This is a genomic window from Herbaspirillum rubrisubalbicans (assembly GCF_003719195.1).
In the GTDB taxonomy this organism is placed as follows: Bacteria; Pseudomonadota; Gammaproteobacteria; order Burkholderiales; family Burkholderiaceae_D; genus Herbaspirillum; species Herbaspirillum rubrisubalbicans.
Map to the genome: position 1 here is coordinate 446,781 of NZ_CP024996.1, position 16,233 is coordinate 463,013.

Consider the following 16,233-nt stretch of genomic DNA (forward strand, 5'->3'; position numbering starts at 1 on the left):
CAAGGACCACAGCATGAGCATCCAGACCGACGATTTCTCCGAACAGCGCATCATCTCCGCCACTCCGGCCTCGGCCAACGAGGAAGCCATCGAGCGCGCCCTGCGGCCCAAGCAGCTCGATGAATATGTCGGCCAGGAAAAGGTGCGCGCGCAGCTGGAAATCTTCATCTCGGCCGCCCGCAAGCGCGGCGAACCGCTCGACCACACCCTGCTGTTCGGTCCGCCCGGCCTGGGCAAGACCACCATGGCCCACATCATCGCCCGCGAAATGGGGGTGAACCTGCGCCAGACCTCAGGCCCCGTGCTGGAGCGCGCCGGCGACCTGGCGGCCTTGCTCACCAATCTCGAAGCCAATGACGTGCTCTTCATTGACGAGATCCACCGCATGTCGCCGGTGGTGGAGGAAATCCTCTACCCGGCGCTGGAAGATTATCAGATCGACATCATGATCGGCGAAGGCCCGGCCGCCCGCTCGGTGCGCCTGGACCTGCAACCCTTCACGCTGGTGGGCGCCACCACCCGTGCCGGCATGTTGACCAATCCCCTGCGCGACCGCTTCGGCATCGTCGCCCGCCTGGAGTTCTACACCCCGCCTGAGCTGGCGCGCATCGTCACCCGTAGCGCCGGTCTCTTGAACGCCCCCATCGTCGAGGAGGGCGCGCTGGAGATCGCCCGTCGCAGCCGCGGCACCCCGCGTATTGCCAACCGCCTGTTGCGCCGCGTGCGCGACTATGCGGAGGTCAAGGGCGAGGGCCGCATCACCCGCGAGATGGCCGATGCCGCGCTGGTGATGTTGGATGTGGACCCGGTTGGCTTCGATCTGATGGACCGCAAGCTGCTCGAAGCGGTGCTCTTCAAGTTCGGCGGCGGCCCGGTCGGGCTGGACAACCTGGCTGCGGCCATCGGTGAAGAACGCGACACCATCGAAGACGTGCTGGAGCCCTACCTGATCCAGCAAGGCTACCTGCAGCGCACCCCGCGCGGGCGTATCGCCACTGGCGCGGCCTACCAGCACTTCGGCGTGACCGCACCGCGCACCGGTCCCAATGGCGAGCTGTGGGGTAACTGAACGAGGCCATCTACACGGGCAAGCCCGGCTGTTCTGTTCATGTTTGCAATATTTTCAGTGAATGAAAAACACCATGACGCGCAGCAGCAAAATCAGATGAAATTTTTGTCAGATATCGTATAAAAGCGAGTTTTTGCTTGTGCAAAAATTAATCGTCATCGACAATGGATAGCTATTCACTATCTTTCGATGTGAGCCCCCCATGCTAATGTCGAGCCAGGCCCTTCGATACGCGCATCAGTTGCTGGATGCGCGCGCCCAGTCCCAGATCATCCCGCGCATTTCCGAGTCCGAGCCGCTGTCGGTGGAAGATGCCTACGAAATCGCCCACAACATCCGCAATATCCGCGTGGCCCAGGGCGAGCAGCCCATCGGTCGCAAGATCGGCTTTGTGGTGCGCAAGAACTGGAAGCGTTACGGCATCATCGACGATCCCCGCATCCCGACCTGGGCGCCGATGTACGACACCACGGTACGTTTTGCCGAAGACAATCACGGCGCGCAATCCCTGACCGGTGCCGTGCAACCGCGCATCGAACCGGAAATCGTCTTCAAACTCGGCAAGAGCCCGGCGCCCGACGCATCGCTGGATGAACTGGCCGATTGCCTGGAGTGGATGGCGCACGGCTTTGAAATCGTGGTCTGCCCCTTCCCCAAGTGGGAATTCACGGTAGCCGACTCGATTGCCGCTTTCGGTTTGCATGGCACCCTGATCGTGGGCGAGCCGCACGTACTGTCCTCGGCCAGCCGGCATCACCTGCCGCAGATCCTGGCCAGCGCCAGCGTCTCGCTGTCCTGCAATACCGAATCTTCCAGCGTGCTGCGCGCTGCCGGCTTCTGCAACGATGAAATGGACAGCCCCCTGCACGCGCTGTGGCACCTGCACCAGTTGTTGCAAAAGCAATCCCGCTTCCGCCAATTGCAGGCGGGCGAGATCATCACCACCGGCACCTGGACCGACGCCTGTCCCATCGAAGCCGGCCAGACCTGGACCACGGCCTTCTCCGGCCTGACCTTGCCGGGCCTGACGGTGTCCTTCGTCTGAGCCTGGGGCGCAGCCAGTCCGTGGCCATCTGGGTGGATGCCGACGCCTGTCCTGGCGTCATCAAGGACATGCTCTTTCGGGTGGCCGAGCGCACCGCCATCGTGGTCACGCTGGTGGCCAACCGGCCACTGCGCACGCCGCCTTCACGCTACATCAAGTCCATGGTGGTGCCGGCGGGTTTCGACGTGGCTGATCGTGAGATCGCGCGCCAGGTCGCGTCAGGCGACCTGGTCGTCACGGCCGACATCCCGCTGGCCGCCGACGTGGTGGCCAGGGGCGCGGTAGCGCTCAATCCGCGCGGCGAACTCTATACGATCCAGAACATCGGCCATCACCTGAGTACCCGCAATTTCATGGAAGAGTTGCGCAGCAGCGGTGTCGAGACCGGCGGCCCGGCCGCCTTCAGCACTAGCGATGGCCGCGCCTTCGCACGCGAGCTGGACCGCTACGTCCTGAAGGCCTCGCGCACCCCCTGAACGCGCCTTACTGTTCGCGCAGCCAGGTCTGGGTGCGGCCCAGCATGGGCATCCCGATGTAGCCGCGCACGTTCAGTTTCTGGCCATCGTCGATGACCGAAAGCTTGCTCTTGTAGACCTTGCCATTGGCCGGATCGATGATTTGCCCGCCGTTGTATTCGTCTCCATCCTTCTTCAGACCCGACAGGATGGTCATGCCGATCACCGGCTGGTCCTTCAACTCGCCCTCGCATTTCTGGCAGAGCGGATTCTGGTCTTCGTCCGGCGCACGGAAGAGTTTTTCGATCTTGCCGCTCAGTTCGCCATTGTTTTCGGTAATGCGGATCAGGGCCTTGGGTTTGCCGGTGGCGTCGTCAATGCTTTTCCACAGGCCGACCGGGGAGCCATCGGCCCAGGCAGCAGCGCTGGTCATGAGGCTGGCCGCCAGCAGCGACAGCGTGAGCAGACGGGAAGGGGAGGAAATACGGGGCATGGTTGTCTCCTGGTTATCAAGTCGAATGCTATAAAAAAGCACGATTGTTCTAATTTATTCGATCCAGTCTAGACAAGCCCGCCGTGCAAGGCAAGCACAAAAAACAAAAGCCGCCGCCCCGCGAGGGACGACGGCTTGATGAAGAAACAGGCCGGCTTACTTCAGCTTGGCCAATTGTTCCTTTACCTTTTCCAGCGTAGCGCTGAAGTTGGCGACGCGTTCCTTCTCCTGCGCCACCACCGCCTCGGGCGCGCGCGCCACGAAGCTTTCGTTGGACAGCTTACCATTGGCCTTGGCGATCTCGGCGGTGAGACGGGTGACTTCCTTGCCCAGGCGTTCACGCTCGGCAGCCACGTCGATTTCCACCTTCAGCATCAGCTTGACCTCGCCGACGATGGCCACCGGCGCCGGCGACTCTGGCAGTTGCGCCACCACCGTGGTTTCCGACAGGCGCACCAGACCTTGCAGGTAGGGCAGGAAGGATTCCACCGCTGCTGCGTCAGCCGCATTGGTGGCTTCCACGATCAGCGGCACCCGCAGCGACGGCGCCAGTTGCATCTCGCCGCGCAGGTTGCGGCAGGCGTCGGTGTAGGCCTTGAACTGGGCGACCCAGGCTTCGGCTTCGGCATCGACCTTTTCCAGGTCCGGGCGCGGATAGGCCTGGCGCATGATGGAGTCGCCTGCCGGATCGGGCTTGCGATCGGTCAGCGGGGCCACGCTCTGCCACAGTTGTTCGGTGATGAAGGGCAGCACCGGATGGGCCAGGCGCAGCACGCTTTCCAGTACGCGCAAGAGGGTGCGGCGGGTGGCGCGCTGTTGCGCTTCGTTGCCGTTCTGGATCTGGGCCTTGGCCATTTCCAGATACCAGTCGCAGTACTCGTCCCAGACGAACTTGTAGATGGCGGTAGCGATATTGTCGAAGCGGTAGTCGGCAAAGCCCTTTTCCACTTCGGCCTCGGTTCGCTGCAAGAGCGACACGATCCAGCGGTCGGCTTTGGAGAATTGCAGCTTCTCCTTGTCGCAGACACCCTTGACGTGGCCATCGAACCCGCAGTCCTGGCCTTCGGTATTCATCAGCACGAAGCGGGTGGCGTTCCACAGCTTATTGCAGAAGTTGCGATAGCCTTCGCAGCGGTTCAGGTCGAAGTTGATGTTGCGGCCCAGGGTCGCCAGCGAGGCGAAGGTGAAGCGCAGCGCATCGGTGCCGAAGGCCGGAATGCCATCGGCGAATTCCTTGCGGGTGGCCTTCTCGATGCTGGCCGCTTGCTTGGGATTCATCAGGCCTACGGTACGCTTGGCCACCAGTTCATCCACGCCGATACCATCGATCAGGTCGATCGGATCCAGCGTGTTGCCTTTGGACTTGGACATCTTCTGGCCCGAGGCATCGCGTACCAGCCCGTGGACGTAGACGGTGTCAAACGGCACCTTGCCGGTGAAGTGCGTGGTCATCATGACCATGCGCGCCACCCAGAAGAAGATGATGTCGAAGCCCGTCACCAGCACCGAGGAGGGCAGGAACAGCTTGTAGTCCGGCGTTTCTTCCGGCCAGCCCAGGGTGGAGAAAGGCACCAGTGCCGAGGAGAACCAGGTGTCGAGTACGTCTTCGTCGCGCTTGACGGCCTTGCCGCCGGCTTGCTTCTTCGCTTCTTCTTCGGTGCGGGCGACGTAGATGCCGCCGTCTTCGTCGTACCAGGCCGGGATCTGATGGCCCCACCACAGTTGGCGCGAGATACACCAGTCCTGAATGTTGTTGAGCCACTGGTTGTAGGTGTTGGTCCAGTTCTCGGGCACGAACTTGATCTCGCCCGAGGACACCTTTTCCAGCGCGGTTTCGGCAATCGACTTGCCGGGGAAGAAGGTCCCTTCCGGTGCCGGCTTGCTCATGGCCACGAACCATTGGTCGGTCAGCATCGGCTCGATCACCACGCCGGTACGGTCGCCACGCGGCACCATCAGCTTGTGCGGCTTGACCTGTTCCAACAGGCCCAGCGCGTCCAGATCGGCCACGATCTGCTTGCGCGCCTCGAAGCGGTCCAGGCCCTGGTATTTCTCGGGCGCGTTCTCGTTGATGGTGGCCTTCAAGGTGAAGACGCTGATCATTTCCAGGTTGTGGCGTGCGCCGACCTGATAGTCGTTGAAGTCGTGCGCCGGGGTGATCTTCACGCAACCGGTGCCGAATTCCTTGTCGACGTATTCATCCTGGATGATGGGGATCTCGCGGCCCACCAGCGGCAGCTTGATCATCTTGCCCACCAGCGCGGCGTAGCGCTCATCGGTCGGGTCCACCGCCACGGCGACGTCGCCCAGCATGGTTTCTGGACGGGTGGTGGCCACCACGATATGGCCGCTGCCGTCGGCCAGCGGGTACTTGATGTGCCACATGGAGCCGTCTTCTTCTTCCGACACCACTTCCAGGTCGGAGACGGCGGTGCCCAGCACCGGGTCCCAGTTCACCAGGCGCTTGCCACGGTAGATCAGGCCCTGCTCGTAAAGGCGCACGAAGACTTCGGTGACGGCCTTGGACATCTTAGTGTCCATCGTGAAGTATTCCCGGGCCCAGTCGGTGGAGGCGCCCATGCGGCGCATCTGGCCGGTGATGGTGGAGCCGGATTTCTCTTTCCACTCCCACACCTTTTCGACGAATTTTTCACGGCCCAGGTCGTGGCGCGAGATCTTTTGTGCATCCAACTGGCGTTCCACCACGATCTGGGTGGCGATGCCGGCATGGTCGGTGCCGGGAATCCACGCGGTGTTGTAGCCCCGCATACGGTGGTAGCGCGTCAGGCCATCCATGATGGTCTGGTTGAACGCGTGCCCCATGTGCAGCGTGCCGGTCACATTGGGCGGCGGCAACTGGATGGAAAACGAGGGCTTCTCCGCGTCGGTGGTGGCGGCGAAGTAACCGCGCTTTTCCCACTCCTCGCGCCAGAATTTCTCAATCTCGGCGGGCTCGAACGACTTGGCTAATTCCATGATTTGACGTGTGTTTTTGCGAAACCCAACATTATAAGGGACGGACAAGGCAAATCTCGCCTCAGGCGCGAAATTGACGCACTCAAAGCCGGTCTTGGGCAGCCCGCAAATACATTGCTCCAAGGCATGTTACCCGGTTCGGTTGCTGCGCTGCACACCGAGTCCATCCGAAATGAAGCCTTGTTCCTCACGCCAATTGGAGTAGAATCCGGCCCACGACAAAGACCGCGCAAGTGGCCCGCGTCGCACCGCTAGGGGTCCTGGCGCCTGAGCTCATGCTTGGGTAGTCGGGTGAGAAATACCCTTGAACCTGATCTGGATAATGCCAGCGAAGGGAAGCAACCGGCAGTTTGACGCACCCACGGCCCTGTATCACCTCCACGCCGTCCGTCCTCTTCCGCAACCTCCTTTGCTGGCTCCGAGCCATGAGTCATCAAGCAAAGGAGCCGAAATGAATGCCAACCCGAAATTCCTGTCCGCGACGGCCACCGTCGATGAGGCAGCCATCCAGCCTCTCCCGAATTCCCGCAAGATCTATGTGACCGGCTCGCGCCCGGACATCCGCGTACCCATGCGCGAAATCAGCCAGGCTGACACGCCCGCCATGTTCGGTTCCGAAAAGAACCCCCCCATCACCGTCTACGACACCTCCGGCCCCTACACCGACCCGGACGTGAAGATCGACATCCGCGCCGGTCTCGCTACCCCGCGCCTGCCGTGGATTCTGGAACGCAACGATACGGAAGAACTGGCCGGCCCCACCTCCGAATACGGCCAGCAGCGCTTGAACGATCCGGCCCTGGCCGAGCTGCGCTTCAACCTGCACCGCAAGCCGCGCCGCGCCAAGGCTGGGGCCAACGTCACCCAGATGCACTATGCCCGCCGCGGTATCATCACCCCCGAGATGGAATTCATCGCCATCCGCGAAAACCTGCGCCGCAAGGAGTATCTGGAGCAACTCAAGGCCTCCGGCCCCATGGGCAACAAGCTGGCTGACCTGATGGGCCGCCAGCATCCCGGCCAGTCCTTCGGCGCCTCCATTCCCGCCGAGATCACGCCGGAATTCGTGCGTGACGAAGTGGCACGCGGCCGCGCCATCATCCCCGCCAACATCAACCACCCGGAAGTCGAACCGATGATCATCGGCCGCAATTTCCTGGTCAAGATCAACGCCAACATCGGCAACTCGGCCGTGACCTCTTCCATTGGCGAAGAAGTCGAAAAGATGACCTGGGCCATCCGCTGGGGCGGCGACAACGTCATGGATCTGTCCACCGGCAAGAACATCCACGAAACCCGTGAATGGATCATCCGCAATTCGCCGGTGCCCATCGGCACCGTGCCGATCTACCAGGCCCTGGAAAAGGTCAACGGCAAGGCAGAGGATCTGACCTGGGAAATCTTCCGCGATACCTTGATCGAGCAAGCCGAGCAGGGCGTGGACTACTTCACCATCCACGCCGGCGTGCGTCTGCAATACGTCCCGCTGACGGCCAAGCGCATGACCGGCATCGTCTCGCGCGGCGGCTCCATCATGGCCAAGTGGTGCCTGGCGCATCACCGCGAATCCTTCCTCTACGAACACTTCGAAGAGATCTGCGAGATCATGAAGGCCTATGACGTCAGCTTCAGCCTGGGCGATGGCCTGCGTCCCGGTTCCATCTACGACGCCAACGACGAAGCCCAGCTGGGCGAGCTGCGCACCCTGGGCGAATTGACCCAGATCGCCTGGAAGCACGATGTGCAAGTGATGATCGAAGGCCCCGGCCACGTGCCCATGCATCTCATCAAGGAAAACATGGACCTGCAACTGGAGCAGTGCCACGAAGCGCCGTTCTACACCCTCGGTCCTCTGACCACTGACATCGCCCCCGGCTACGATCACATCACCTCCGGCATCGGTGCCGCCCAGATCGGCTGGTATGGCACGGCCATGCTGTGCTACGTCACCCCCAAGGAACACCTGGGCCTGCCCAACAAGACCGATGTGAAGGACGGCATCATCACCTACAAGATCGCCGCCCACGCCGCCGACCTGGCCAAGGGCCATCCGGGCGCGCAGATCCGCGACAACGCCTTGTCCAAGGCGCGCTTCGAATTCCGCTGGGAAGACCAGTTCAACATCGGCCTGGACCCGGACAAGGCGCGCGAATTCCACGACGAAACCCTGCCCAAGGATTCGGCCAAGGTGGCGCACTTCTGTTCCATGTGCGGCCCGCACTTCTGCTCCATGAAGATCACCCAGGAAGTGCGCGACTACGCCGCCAAGGAAGGCATCTCCGAGATCGATGCATTGAAGCAGGGGATGCAGGTCAAGTCGGTGGAGTTCGTCAAGATGGGCGCCGAGATCTATGCCAAGCAGTAAGCGTGGCCAGCCATGCAGATCGAACTGAACGGCAAGCCACACCCGCTGCCTGATGGCGCCACGCTGGACCAGCTCATTGCCGGCCTGTCACTGGCCGGCAAGGCTGTGGCGGTGGCCGTCAATCGCCAGGTGGTGCCCAGCGCGCAATGGTCGTTGCGCGCGCTGGCTGAGGCTGACAAGGTAGACGTGGTGCGCGCCATCGGGGGTGGATGAAGTTTTCTTCCGCTGCGGCGCGCTGGTGCAGCCAGGCGCCGCATCCCATGGCACGCATCCCTCACAGACAAGGAATCAACATGAACATGAACGACGCTCATCTGACCCGCGAGGACCAGGGCTTGACTATCGCCGGCAAGACCTATCGCTCGCGCCTGCTGGTCGGTAGCGGCAAGTACAAGGATCTCGACGAAACCCGCGCGGCGACTGTCGCCAGCGGCGCCGAGATCATCACGGTGGCGATCCGCCGCGTCAACATCGGCCAGGACCCCAACGCGCCCAGCCTGCTGGATGCGGTACCACCTTCCGAATTCACCATCCTGCCCAACACCGCCGGTTGCTACAACGCCGCCGATGCGGTCTACACCCTGCAACTGGCGCGTGAACTGCTGGGGGGCCACAAGCTGGTAAAACTGGAAGTGCTGGGCGATGAAAAGACCCTGTTCCCCAACATGCCCGAAACCCTGAAAGCCGCCGACATCCTGGTCAAGGATGGCTTCGACGTGATGGTCTATTGCAGCGACGACCCGATCCAGGCGCGCATGTTGGAAGACCTGGGCGTGGCCGCCGTCATGCCGCTGGCCTCGCTGATCGGCTCGGGCATGGGTATTTTGAATCCCTGGAATCTTTCGCTGATCATCGACCAGGCGCGCGTGCCGGTGCTGGTCGATGCTGGCGTGGGCACGGCCTCGGATGCGGCCATCGCCATGGAGCTGGGCTGTGACGGCGTGCTGATGAACACCGCCATTGCCGGTGCACGCGATCCCATCCGCATGGCGCGTGCCATGAAGCTGGCCGTGGAAGCGGGCCGCGAAGCCTTCCTGGCGGGTCGCATCGCGCGCAAGTTCGCCGCCTCGCCGTCCTCGCCGATGGCTGGTCGCGTGGCTTGATCATGAGCGCCGCCTATCGCGCCACACCACCCTGCGTATTGGTCTTCTCCGGCTCCGACCCCAGCGGCGGCGCCGGGATGCAGGCCGACATCCCGGCCATTACGGCCTTGGGATGCCATCCCCTGTCGGTGCCCACGGCATTGACGGTGCAGGACAACGTCAGCGTCTTCGCCGTTCATGCCCTCGATCCTGAACTGGTGCGCCACCAAGCCCAGGTCTTGATCGACCGCTTCGAGATTGCCGCCGTCAAGCTGGGCATCGCCGGCAGTGTTGAGAATGCGCAGATGATCGCCACGCTGATCCGGCAATTGCGCCAGCGCAATGCGCAATTGCCGGTGGTGCTCGACCCGGTGCTGGCCAATGGTAAAGGTGACCAGCTCTCGCGTGACGATGCTGCGCGCATCATCGAACCACTCTATGCGTTGGCCACGGTGATCACACCCAACCTGAACGAGGCCCGGCGCCTGTGTGGCGAGGTCGATGCGGCGCGCCAGGCGGCGCTACTGATGCAGCGCGGCTGCGCCCATGTCTTGCTCAAAGGCGGCCATGGCGCGCAGGAAGAGGATGTGGTCAATCGCTGGTATGGACCGGCTCCCGCTGCCGCTGTGCCACATCCGATCAGCGCAAGCCATAGCTGGCGCTGGACCCGTCTGCCCGATGAATTCCACGGCAGCGGCTGTACATTGGCGGCGGCACTCTCAGCGTGTCTGGCGCGTGGCCTGCCGATGCAGCAAGCGCTGGACCTAGCCCAGCGCTACACCCAGCACGCTTTGTCCAGCGCCTATGCCATCGCGCCTGGACAGCGCATCCCCAATCGCGTCCCCGCGTTCGAACCTGTAGTGAGGAACCTGACATGAAACCCGAGTATGCAAGCCATCTGCGTGGCCTCTACATCGTCACCCCCGACTGGGACGACACTGCCCAATTGCTGGCGGCCACCGAGCTGGCCATGCAGAATGGTGCTGCACTGGTGCAGTACCGTCACAAGACCGCTGCCGCACCGCAGCGGCTGGCGCAAGCCTCGGCGCTGCTGGCGCTGTGCCGCCAGTACGAGGTACCGCTGATCATCAATGATCACGTGGACCTGTGCCTGGAGATCGGTGCCGATGGCATCCATGTCGGTGGCACCGACGCGTCCATCGCTCAAGTACGCGAGGCGGTCGGGCCGGAGCGCATCGTCGGCGCCTCCTGCTACGGCACACTGGAACTGGCCCATGCGGCGTATCGCGATGGCGCCAGTTATGTCGCATTCGGCGGCTTCTATCCGTCGCGCGTTAAAAAATATGATTTCCGCACCGCGCCGGAAATTATTGCGCAATCCAAGCGCGAGATTGCCTTGCCAGTGGTGGTGATCGGCGGCATCACGCTGGAGAACGCACCGCCGCTGGTGGCGCAGGGGGCCGACATGGTGGCCGTCATCAGCAGTGTCTATCTGGTGCCGGTGGAGGAGCGCAAGACGCGGCAACTGGCCGATCTCTATCGTTGATGGCTGATGCCCGGACGCAGTCCGAACGCTTCGTCCAAAAAAAATGCCGTTCGAGTGAACGGCATTTTTTCATTGGCCAGGTAGATCAGCCTTCCAGCAAGCTGCGCAGCATCCACGCATTCTTTTCATGCAGTTGCATACGCTGGGTCAGCAGGTCGGCAGTCGGTTCATCGGCAGCGGCGTCCACGGTGGGGAAGATCGAACGCGCGGTGCGGGTTACGGCTTCCTGACCGGCCACCAGTTGCGCGATCATTTCCTGGGCATTGGGCACGCCATCGGCCTCCGGGATCGAGGACAGCTTGGCGAATTCCTTGTACGAACCCGGAGCCGGATAGCCCAGCGCGCGGATGCGTTCGGCGATCAGGTCCACCGCCAGCGCCAGTTCGTTGTACTGACCTTCGAACATCAGGTGCAGGGTGTTGAACATGGGACCGGTCACGTTCCAGTGGAAGTTGTGGGTCTTCAGGTACAGGGTATAGGTATCGGCCAGCAGCTTGGACAGGCCGTCGGCAATCTTCTTGCGGTCCTTGTCGTTGATGCCGATGTTGATTGAGGGGGCTGCCACGTTTTTCTTTGCCATCTTTCGCTCCTTAGCTGTTCGGTTTTTCGTAAGCGGGTCATACAACACAACTCCGCGATTCTATTGCAAATCGCCAAACGACAAACTGCGACTACGCAAGTATTGATAAGAGAGTGGGGTTGACGTTCCCTATTTCAATCGATTTTCCAGATAAATGCAGGCCTATAAATCAATAGGGCCGATAGATAAAAACCTATCGACCCCAGCCATCATCAGCAAGATCAACGCATCAAGACTTGTCGCGCTGCTGCGCGCTGCGGTACAAGGACAGCGACAAGGCCACCCCACCGATGGCCGCAATGGCCGCGAACAGGAACACCTGCGCATACCCCAACTGACCCGCAATGGCACCGGCCAGCGGACCGGTGACGCCCAGCGCCAGATCAAGGAACACCGAGTAGGCCGCCAGCGCCGCACCGCGATTGGCGGGCGTGACCAGATTGACCGCTTCCACTCCCAGCGACGGGAACACCAGCGCAAAGCCGAAGCCGGCCAGGGCCGCACCCAGCAGTGCCAGTTCCGGCGTGGTGGCGCTCCACAGCAGGAGCAGGCCGATCGCTTCGGTGATGAAGCTCACCACTGCCACCCGATAACCGCCGAAGCGGTTGATGGCATTGGCAAACAGCAGGCGCGCGCCGACGAAGGCGCTGGAGAAGGCGGTCAGCGCAAAGGCCGCGCCACTCCAGTGGAGGTCGGCGTAATACAGGGTAATGAAGGTGGCAATGGAGCCAAAGCCGATGGTGCCGAAGGCCAGTCCCATGCCATAGGCGAATACCTTGCGCAGCACCAGCTTGAAGGACAGTTGCTCGCCCTGCACCACCGGCGTGACCGGGCCGCCACGCGCCAGCACATAGCCCAAGGCGGTGAGCAACATGCCGGCCAGGCCGATCATGCCAAAACCTAGCGAGCGGTCCAGCACCACACCCAGCGGGGCGCCGATGGCCAGCGCCGAATAGGTGGCAATGCCGTTCCAGGAAATCATCTTGGCCGTGTTTTCCGACCCCACCCGGCCCACGCCCCACATGATGGCGCCCGTGCCCACCAGGCTCTCGCCCAGGCCCAGGAAGGCGCGGCTGACCAGCAGCAGCACCAGTGACAGGAAGGGCAGCGGCTGGGCCAGTGCCGAGCACAGCAGCAAGGCGCCGCTGGCCGCACACAGCAACATGCCGCGCATGACGGTCTGCTTGGCGCCCACGGTGTCGATCATGCGACCGGCATTGGCACGGCTGACGAAGGTGGCGAAATATTGCACGCTGATGCCCAGGCCCGCCATCACCGAGCTATAGCCCAGGTCCAGATGGATGTAACCCGGCAGCACTGCCAGCGGGATGCCGATGGCCAGGTACACCAGGAAAGTGAAGAAGGCCGTAGCGATGATCTGGCGCGTGACCTTGGCCGGCGGCAAAGCGCGGGCTGGCGCCGGCGTGGGAGCGGAACGGGGACTACAGGAATCGTCGGACATGGCGGGGGAGTCGGAATGAAGAGACTGCGTGCGCGGATGTGCGCGTGAACAGCAATCCGAATTTTACCCCCGCCACAAAAATGCTGCAGGACAGCAAATGTTTTTTGTCTGTTAATTCAGCAACTTAGTCGTTTTTGTGCGACGTTATGTTTCTGAAAAGACGCATTCAGCGCGGGCAGCGCAAGGCTGCGGTAGCCCGTTCACGCACCTCAGGTGCGTAGTCGGCACCCAGGATTTCCGGTTCCAGCTCAGCCAGGTCGCGCTGCACACCGGGTTCACACCAGTGGCCGTTCAGGCGTACCAGCACCGCCAGCAGGTCGGGCGTCATGCGGTCCAGTATCGGGCGCACCTGCAAGGCCAGGTCGGGCGGATTGGCAAAGGGCGGCCGTTGCTCCAGGCGCCATTGGCGGTGCAGGTCGCGCTGCACGATCTTGCCGGCCTCGAACTGGTCCTGGAAGAAGCGCCGCGTCCAGGCCGCATCCAGCCCCAGCTTCTGCGCGCGCAGGGCAACATCGTCCAGGATCACCGCTTCGCGTGCCGGATCATCGATGGGGGCGTGCGAATTCCACTTGCTGCGTGCCACGGGTGCGGCCACGTCCAGGCGTGTCTTCTGCAGCATCAGCAATTGTTCGACATCGGCACGCGAGGCCGGGGGCGGCGTGGTGGCGCAGGCTGCCAGCAACAGGGCAGCGATCAGGGCAACGGTACGGGTAAGCAAGAAGGGGAGACGACGCATGGGGAGCAGGCTCATGGGAGTGGAATAAATCGACTGAGCGGCAGTATAGCGCCGGGCGAGCCTGCCCGGTGGGGGCGCGCGCCCTTTATAATCGCGGGATGCAAAATCTTCTCCACAACCTCAATGAAGAGCAACTGGCCGCCGTGACACTGCCGGCGCAATCGGCGCTGATCCTGGCCGGCGCCGGCTCCGGCAAGACCCGCGTGCTGACCACCCGCATCGCCTGGCTGATCCAGACCGGGCAGGTCTCGCCCTCGGGCATCCTGGCGGTGACCTTCACCAACAAGGCCGCCAAGGAAATGACCGCGCGCCTGTCGGCCATGCTGCCCATCAATACCCGCGGCATGTGGATCGGCACCTTCCACGGCCTGTGCAACCGCCTGTTGCGCGCGCATCACAAGGATGCCGGACTGCCGCAGACCTTCCAGATCCTGGATACGCAAGACCAGCTCTCGGCCATCAAGCGCCTGTTGAAGCAGATGAACGTGGACGATGAGAAATATCCGCCGCGCAACCTGATGTACTTCATCAACAGCGCCAAGGACCAGGGCTTGCGCGCCAAGGACGTGGATGCCTACGACGACTACAACCGCAAGTTCGTCGAACTCTACGAACTCTACGATCAGCAATGCCAGCGCGAAGGCGTGGTCGATTTCGCCGAGCTGCTGTTGCGCACCTATGAATTGCTCTCGCGCAACCAGCCGCTGCGCGAGCACTACCAGGGTCGCTTCCGCCACATCCTGGTCGATGAGTTCCAGGACACCAACGACCTGCAATACAAGTGGTTGAAGCTCATGGCCGGCCAGAACGGCGCGGTCTTCGCGGTGGGTGACGATGACCAGAGCATCTATGCCTTCCGTGGCGCCAACGTGGGCAACATGCAGGCCTTCGAGCAGGAATTCCATGTGCAGAACCTGATCAAGCTGGAGCAGAACTACCGCTCGCATGGTCACATCCTGGACACCGCCAACGAGCTCATCGCCAACAACAGCAAGCGTTTGGGCAAGAACCTGCGCACCGATGCCGGCCACGGCGAACAGGTGCGCGTCTACGAAGCCACCAGCGACCTGCAGGAAGCGCAGTGGATCATCGAACAGGTCAAGGACTTGATCGCCGAAGGCTGGGCGCGCAGCGAGATCGCCATCCTCTACCGCTCCAATGCACAGTCGCGGGTGCTGGAACATGCGCTCTTCAGCTCGGCCATTCCCTATCGCGTCTATGGCGGCCAGCGCTTCTTCGAGCGAGCCGAAATCAAGCACGCCATCGCCTATCTGCAGTTGATGGACAACCTGCACAATGATTCGGCCTTCCTGCGCGTGGTCAACTTCCCCACCCGCGGCATCGGCGCCAAGGCCATGGAGTCATTGCAGGACGCGGCGCGCCAGTACGGCTGCTCGCTCTATGCCGCCGTGCCCTACGTGGCCGGCAAGGCCGGTTCCTCGCTGAACGCCTTCATCAAGTTGATCGAAGGCGCGCGCTTCGAAACCCAGCACCTGCCCCTGCCGGAAACGGTCAAGGTGGTGCTGGACCTGTCTGGCCTGATCACGCATTACCGCAACGAAAAGGAAGGCGCCGACCGCATCGAGAACCTGGAGCAATTGGTCAGTGCCGCCACCCTGTTCGTCTCGGAAGAAGGCTATGGCCTGGATGCCCCGGCCTTCCTCGGCCCACAGGCCCAGGCCGCGGCCGGCACGGCCATCACCACCGCCGATGGCGTGGAGGTGCTGGATGCCGACGCCCCGCTGGTGACCATCATGTCGCCGCTGTCGGCCTTCCTCTCGCACGCTTCGCTGGAAGCCGGCGACAACCAGGCGCAAGCCGGCCAGGATGCCTTGCAGTTGATGACGGTACATTCGGCCAAGGGCCTGGAGTTCGATGCGGTCTTCATCACTGGCATGGAAGAGGGCTTGTTCCCGCACGAGAACAGCGCCAAGGAAGAGGGCGGCGTGGAAGAAGAGCGGCGCCTGATGTACGTGGCCATCACGCGCGCCCGCAAGCGCCTGTTCATGACCTTCTCGCAGACCCGCATGTTGCACGGCCAGACCCGCTACAACATGCGTTCACGCTTCTTTGATGAGCTGCCCGAACAATCCATCAAGTGGCTCTCGCCCAAGATCGCCCAGCATCACTGGTTCGCCAATCCCAAGTCGGCCTGGGATGAAGTGCCGGAGGCGGGCAACAACAAGATTGCCCAGAGCTTCTCGCGCCAGACCGATTCCGGCTGGCGCATCGGCCAGAACGTGTCGCACGCCAAGTTCGGCGAGGGCGTCATCGTCAATATCGAAGGCGGTGGCGGTGCGGCACGCGCGCAGATCAACTTCGGCAAGTTCGGTATGAAGTTGCTGGATCTGTCGGTGGCCAAGCTGGAGAAAATCTAAGTTTTTACAAAGTGCATTACAAATGAAAACGCCCCGCAAGCCTTGTCTGAAAGGCTGCGGGGCGTTTCTCATTGCTACTGTCGGT

General features: G+C 62.3%; 14 protein-coding genes and 1 riboswitch. Of the genes, 9 read left to right on the forward strand and 5 right to left on the reverse strand.

Translation table 11 applies throughout. The features are described from left to right. Window positions 1–13 precede the first annotated feature (13 nt). The 3 genes from ruvB (at window position 14) to RC54_RS02045 (ending at window position 2,590) form a co-directional block, all read left to right on the forward strand. The gene (ruvB, locus tag RC54_RS02035) at window positions 14–1,069 is read left to right on the forward strand and encodes a Holliday junction branch migration DNA helicase RuvB (protein ID WP_058894066.1); all 1,056 of its coding nucleotides are present in this window, start codon (window positions 14–16) and stop codon (window positions 1,067–1,069) included. 202 nt (window positions 1,070–1,271) lie between these two features. Next, a complete protein-coding gene (locus RC54_RS02040) occupies window positions 1,272–2,114 on the forward strand; it encodes a 2-keto-4-pentenoate hydratase (protein WP_058894067.1) in 843 nt (280 codons plus the stop codon). 20 nt (window positions 2,115–2,134) lie between these two features. After that, window positions 2,135–2,590 carry a YaiI/YqxD family protein gene (locus tag RC54_RS02045; protein WP_061790279.1) on the forward strand — a complete coding sequence of 152 codons (456 nt, stop codon included), beginning with the start codon at window positions 2,135–2,137 and terminating at the stop codon, window positions 2,588–2,590. A gap of 7 nt (window positions 2,591–2,597) precedes the next feature. On the opposite strand, the gene RC54_RS02050 is transcribed toward RC54_RS02045, so the two are convergent. Next, the gene (locus tag RC54_RS02050; protein ID WP_058894069.1) at window positions 2,598–3,062 is read right to left on the reverse strand and encodes a DUF2147 domain-containing protein; all 465 of its coding nucleotides are present in this window, start codon (window positions 3,060–3,062) and stop codon (window positions 2,598–2,600) included. A gap of 156 nt (window positions 3,063–3,218) precedes the next feature. After that, window positions 3,219–6,038 (reverse strand): valine--tRNA ligase, encoded by a 2,820-nt coding sequence (locus tag RC54_RS02055; RefSeq protein WP_061790280.1) that lies wholly within the window; start codon window positions 6,036–6,038, stop codon window positions 3,219–3,221. Between the two features lie 243 nt (window positions 6,039–6,281). Further along, window positions 6,282–6,392, forward strand: a riboswitch (TPP riboswitch). Between the two features lie 97 nt (window positions 6,393–6,489). On the opposite strand from RC54_RS02055, the gene thiC reads away from it, so the two are divergent. The 5 genes from thiC (at window position 6,490) to thiE (ending at window position 10,992) form a co-directional block, all read left to right on the forward strand. After that, window positions 6,490–8,403, forward strand: a complete 1,914-nt coding sequence (gene thiC / locus RC54_RS02060) for a phosphomethylpyrimidine synthase ThiC (protein WP_061790281.1) — start codon at window positions 6,490–6,492, stop codon at window positions 8,401–8,403. Between the two features lie 12 nt (window positions 8,404–8,415). Beyond that, window positions 8,416–8,616 carry a sulfur carrier protein ThiS gene (gene thiS / locus RC54_RS02065; protein ID WP_044531158.1) on the forward strand — a complete coding sequence of 67 codons (201 nt, stop codon included), beginning with the start codon at window positions 8,416–8,418 and terminating at the stop codon, window positions 8,614–8,616. Window positions 8,617–8,696: 80 nt separating this feature from the next. Beyond that, window positions 8,697–9,506: a thiazole synthase gene (locus RC54_RS02070; RefSeq protein ID WP_061790282.1), complete on the forward strand. Its 810-nt coding sequence runs from the start codon at window positions 8,697–8,699 to the stop codon at window positions 9,504–9,506. Between the two features lie 2 nt (window positions 9,507–9,508). Continuing rightward, the gene (thiD, locus tag RC54_RS02075; protein WP_058894073.1) at window positions 9,509–10,363 is read left to right on the forward strand and encodes a bifunctional hydroxymethylpyrimidine kinase/phosphomethylpyrimidine kinase; all 855 of its coding nucleotides are present in this window, start codon (window positions 9,509–9,511) and stop codon (window positions 10,361–10,363) included. Then, entirely contained in the window at window positions 10,360–10,992 is a 633-nt protein-coding gene (gene thiE / locus RC54_RS02080; RefSeq protein ID WP_061790283.1) for a thiamine phosphate synthase, read from the forward strand. The genes thiD and thiE overlap by 4 nt, the downstream gene beginning before the upstream one ends. Before the next feature lie 85 nt (window positions 10,993–11,077). On the opposite strand, the gene RC54_RS02085 is transcribed toward thiE, so the two are convergent. The 3 genes from RC54_RS02085 to aroQ all read right to left on the reverse strand — a co-directional run bounded on the left by RC54_RS02085 (window position 11,078) and on the right by aroQ (window position 13,785). Continuing rightward, window positions 11,078–11,572 (reverse strand): Dps family protein, encoded by a 495-nt coding sequence (locus RC54_RS02085; RefSeq protein WP_013232475.1) that lies wholly within the window; start codon window positions 11,570–11,572, stop codon window positions 11,078–11,080. A gap of 229 nt (window positions 11,573–11,801) precedes the next feature. Continuing rightward, a complete protein-coding gene (locus RC54_RS02090; RefSeq protein WP_058894075.1) occupies window positions 11,802–13,034 on the reverse strand; it encodes an MFS transporter in 1,233 nt (410 codons plus the stop codon). A 166-nt stretch (window positions 13,035–13,200) separates the two neighbouring features. Beyond that, window positions 13,201–13,785, reverse strand: a complete 585-nt coding sequence (gene aroQ, locus RC54_RS02095) for a gamma subclass chorismate mutase AroQ (RefSeq protein ID WP_061790284.1) — start codon at window positions 13,783–13,785, stop codon at window positions 13,201–13,203. Between the two features lie 83 nt (window positions 13,786–13,868). Here aroQ and RC54_RS02100 point away from each other — a divergent pair, with 83 nt between their 5' ends. Then, window positions 13,869–16,148: a UvrD-helicase domain-containing protein gene (locus tag RC54_RS02100; RefSeq protein WP_061790285.1), complete on the forward strand. Its 2,280-nt coding sequence runs from the start codon at window positions 13,869–13,871 to the stop codon at window positions 16,146–16,148. Window positions 16,149–16,233 lie beyond the last annotated feature (85 nt).

Coding starts and splice junctions, on each gene's coding strand:
- RC54_RS02085 (WP_013232475.1), bottom strand. CDS start 11,572: ATGGCAAAGAAAAACGTGGCAGCCCCCTCAATCAACATCGGCATCAAC.
- RC54_RS02055 (WP_061790280.1), bottom strand. CDS start 6,038: ATGGAATTAGCCAAGTCGTTCGAGCCCGCCGAGATTGAGAAATTCTGG.
- thiS (WP_044531158.1), top strand. CDS start 8,416: ATGCAGATCGAACTGAACGGCAAGCCACACCCGCTGCCTGATGGCGCC.
- RC54_RS02090 (WP_058894075.1), bottom strand. CDS start 13,034: ATGTCCGACGATTCCTGTAGTCCCCGTTCCGCTCCCACGCCGGCGCCA.
- RC54_RS02040 (WP_058894067.1), top strand. CDS start 1,272: ATGCTAATGTCGAGCCAGGCCCTTCGATACGCGCATCAGTTGCTGGAT.
- thiD (WP_058894073.1), top strand. CDS start 9,509: ATGAGCGCCGCCTATCGCGCCACACCACCCTGCGTATTGGTCTTCTCC.
- aroQ (WP_061790284.1), bottom strand. CDS start 13,785: ATGAGCCTGCTCCCCATGCGTCGTCTCCCCTTCTTGCTTACCCGTACC.
- thiE (WP_061790283.1), top strand. CDS start 10,360: ATGAAACCCGAGTATGCAAGCCATCTGCGTGGCCTCTACATCGTCACC.
- RC54_RS02050 (WP_058894069.1), bottom strand. CDS start 3,062: ATGCCCCGTATTTCCTCCCCTTCCCGTCTGCTCACGCTGTCGCTGCTG.
- ruvB (WP_058894066.1), top strand. CDS start 14: ATGAGCATCCAGACCGACGATTTCTCCGAACAGCGCATCATCTCCGCC.
- RC54_RS02100 (WP_061790285.1), top strand. CDS start 13,869: ATGCAAAATCTTCTCCACAACCTCAATGAAGAGCAACTGGCCGCCGTG.
- RC54_RS02070 (WP_061790282.1), top strand. CDS start 8,697: ATGAACATGAACGACGCTCATCTGACCCGCGAGGACCAGGGCTTGACT.
- thiC (WP_061790281.1), top strand. CDS start 6,490: ATGAATGCCAACCCGAAATTCCTGTCCGCGACGGCCACCGTCGATGAG.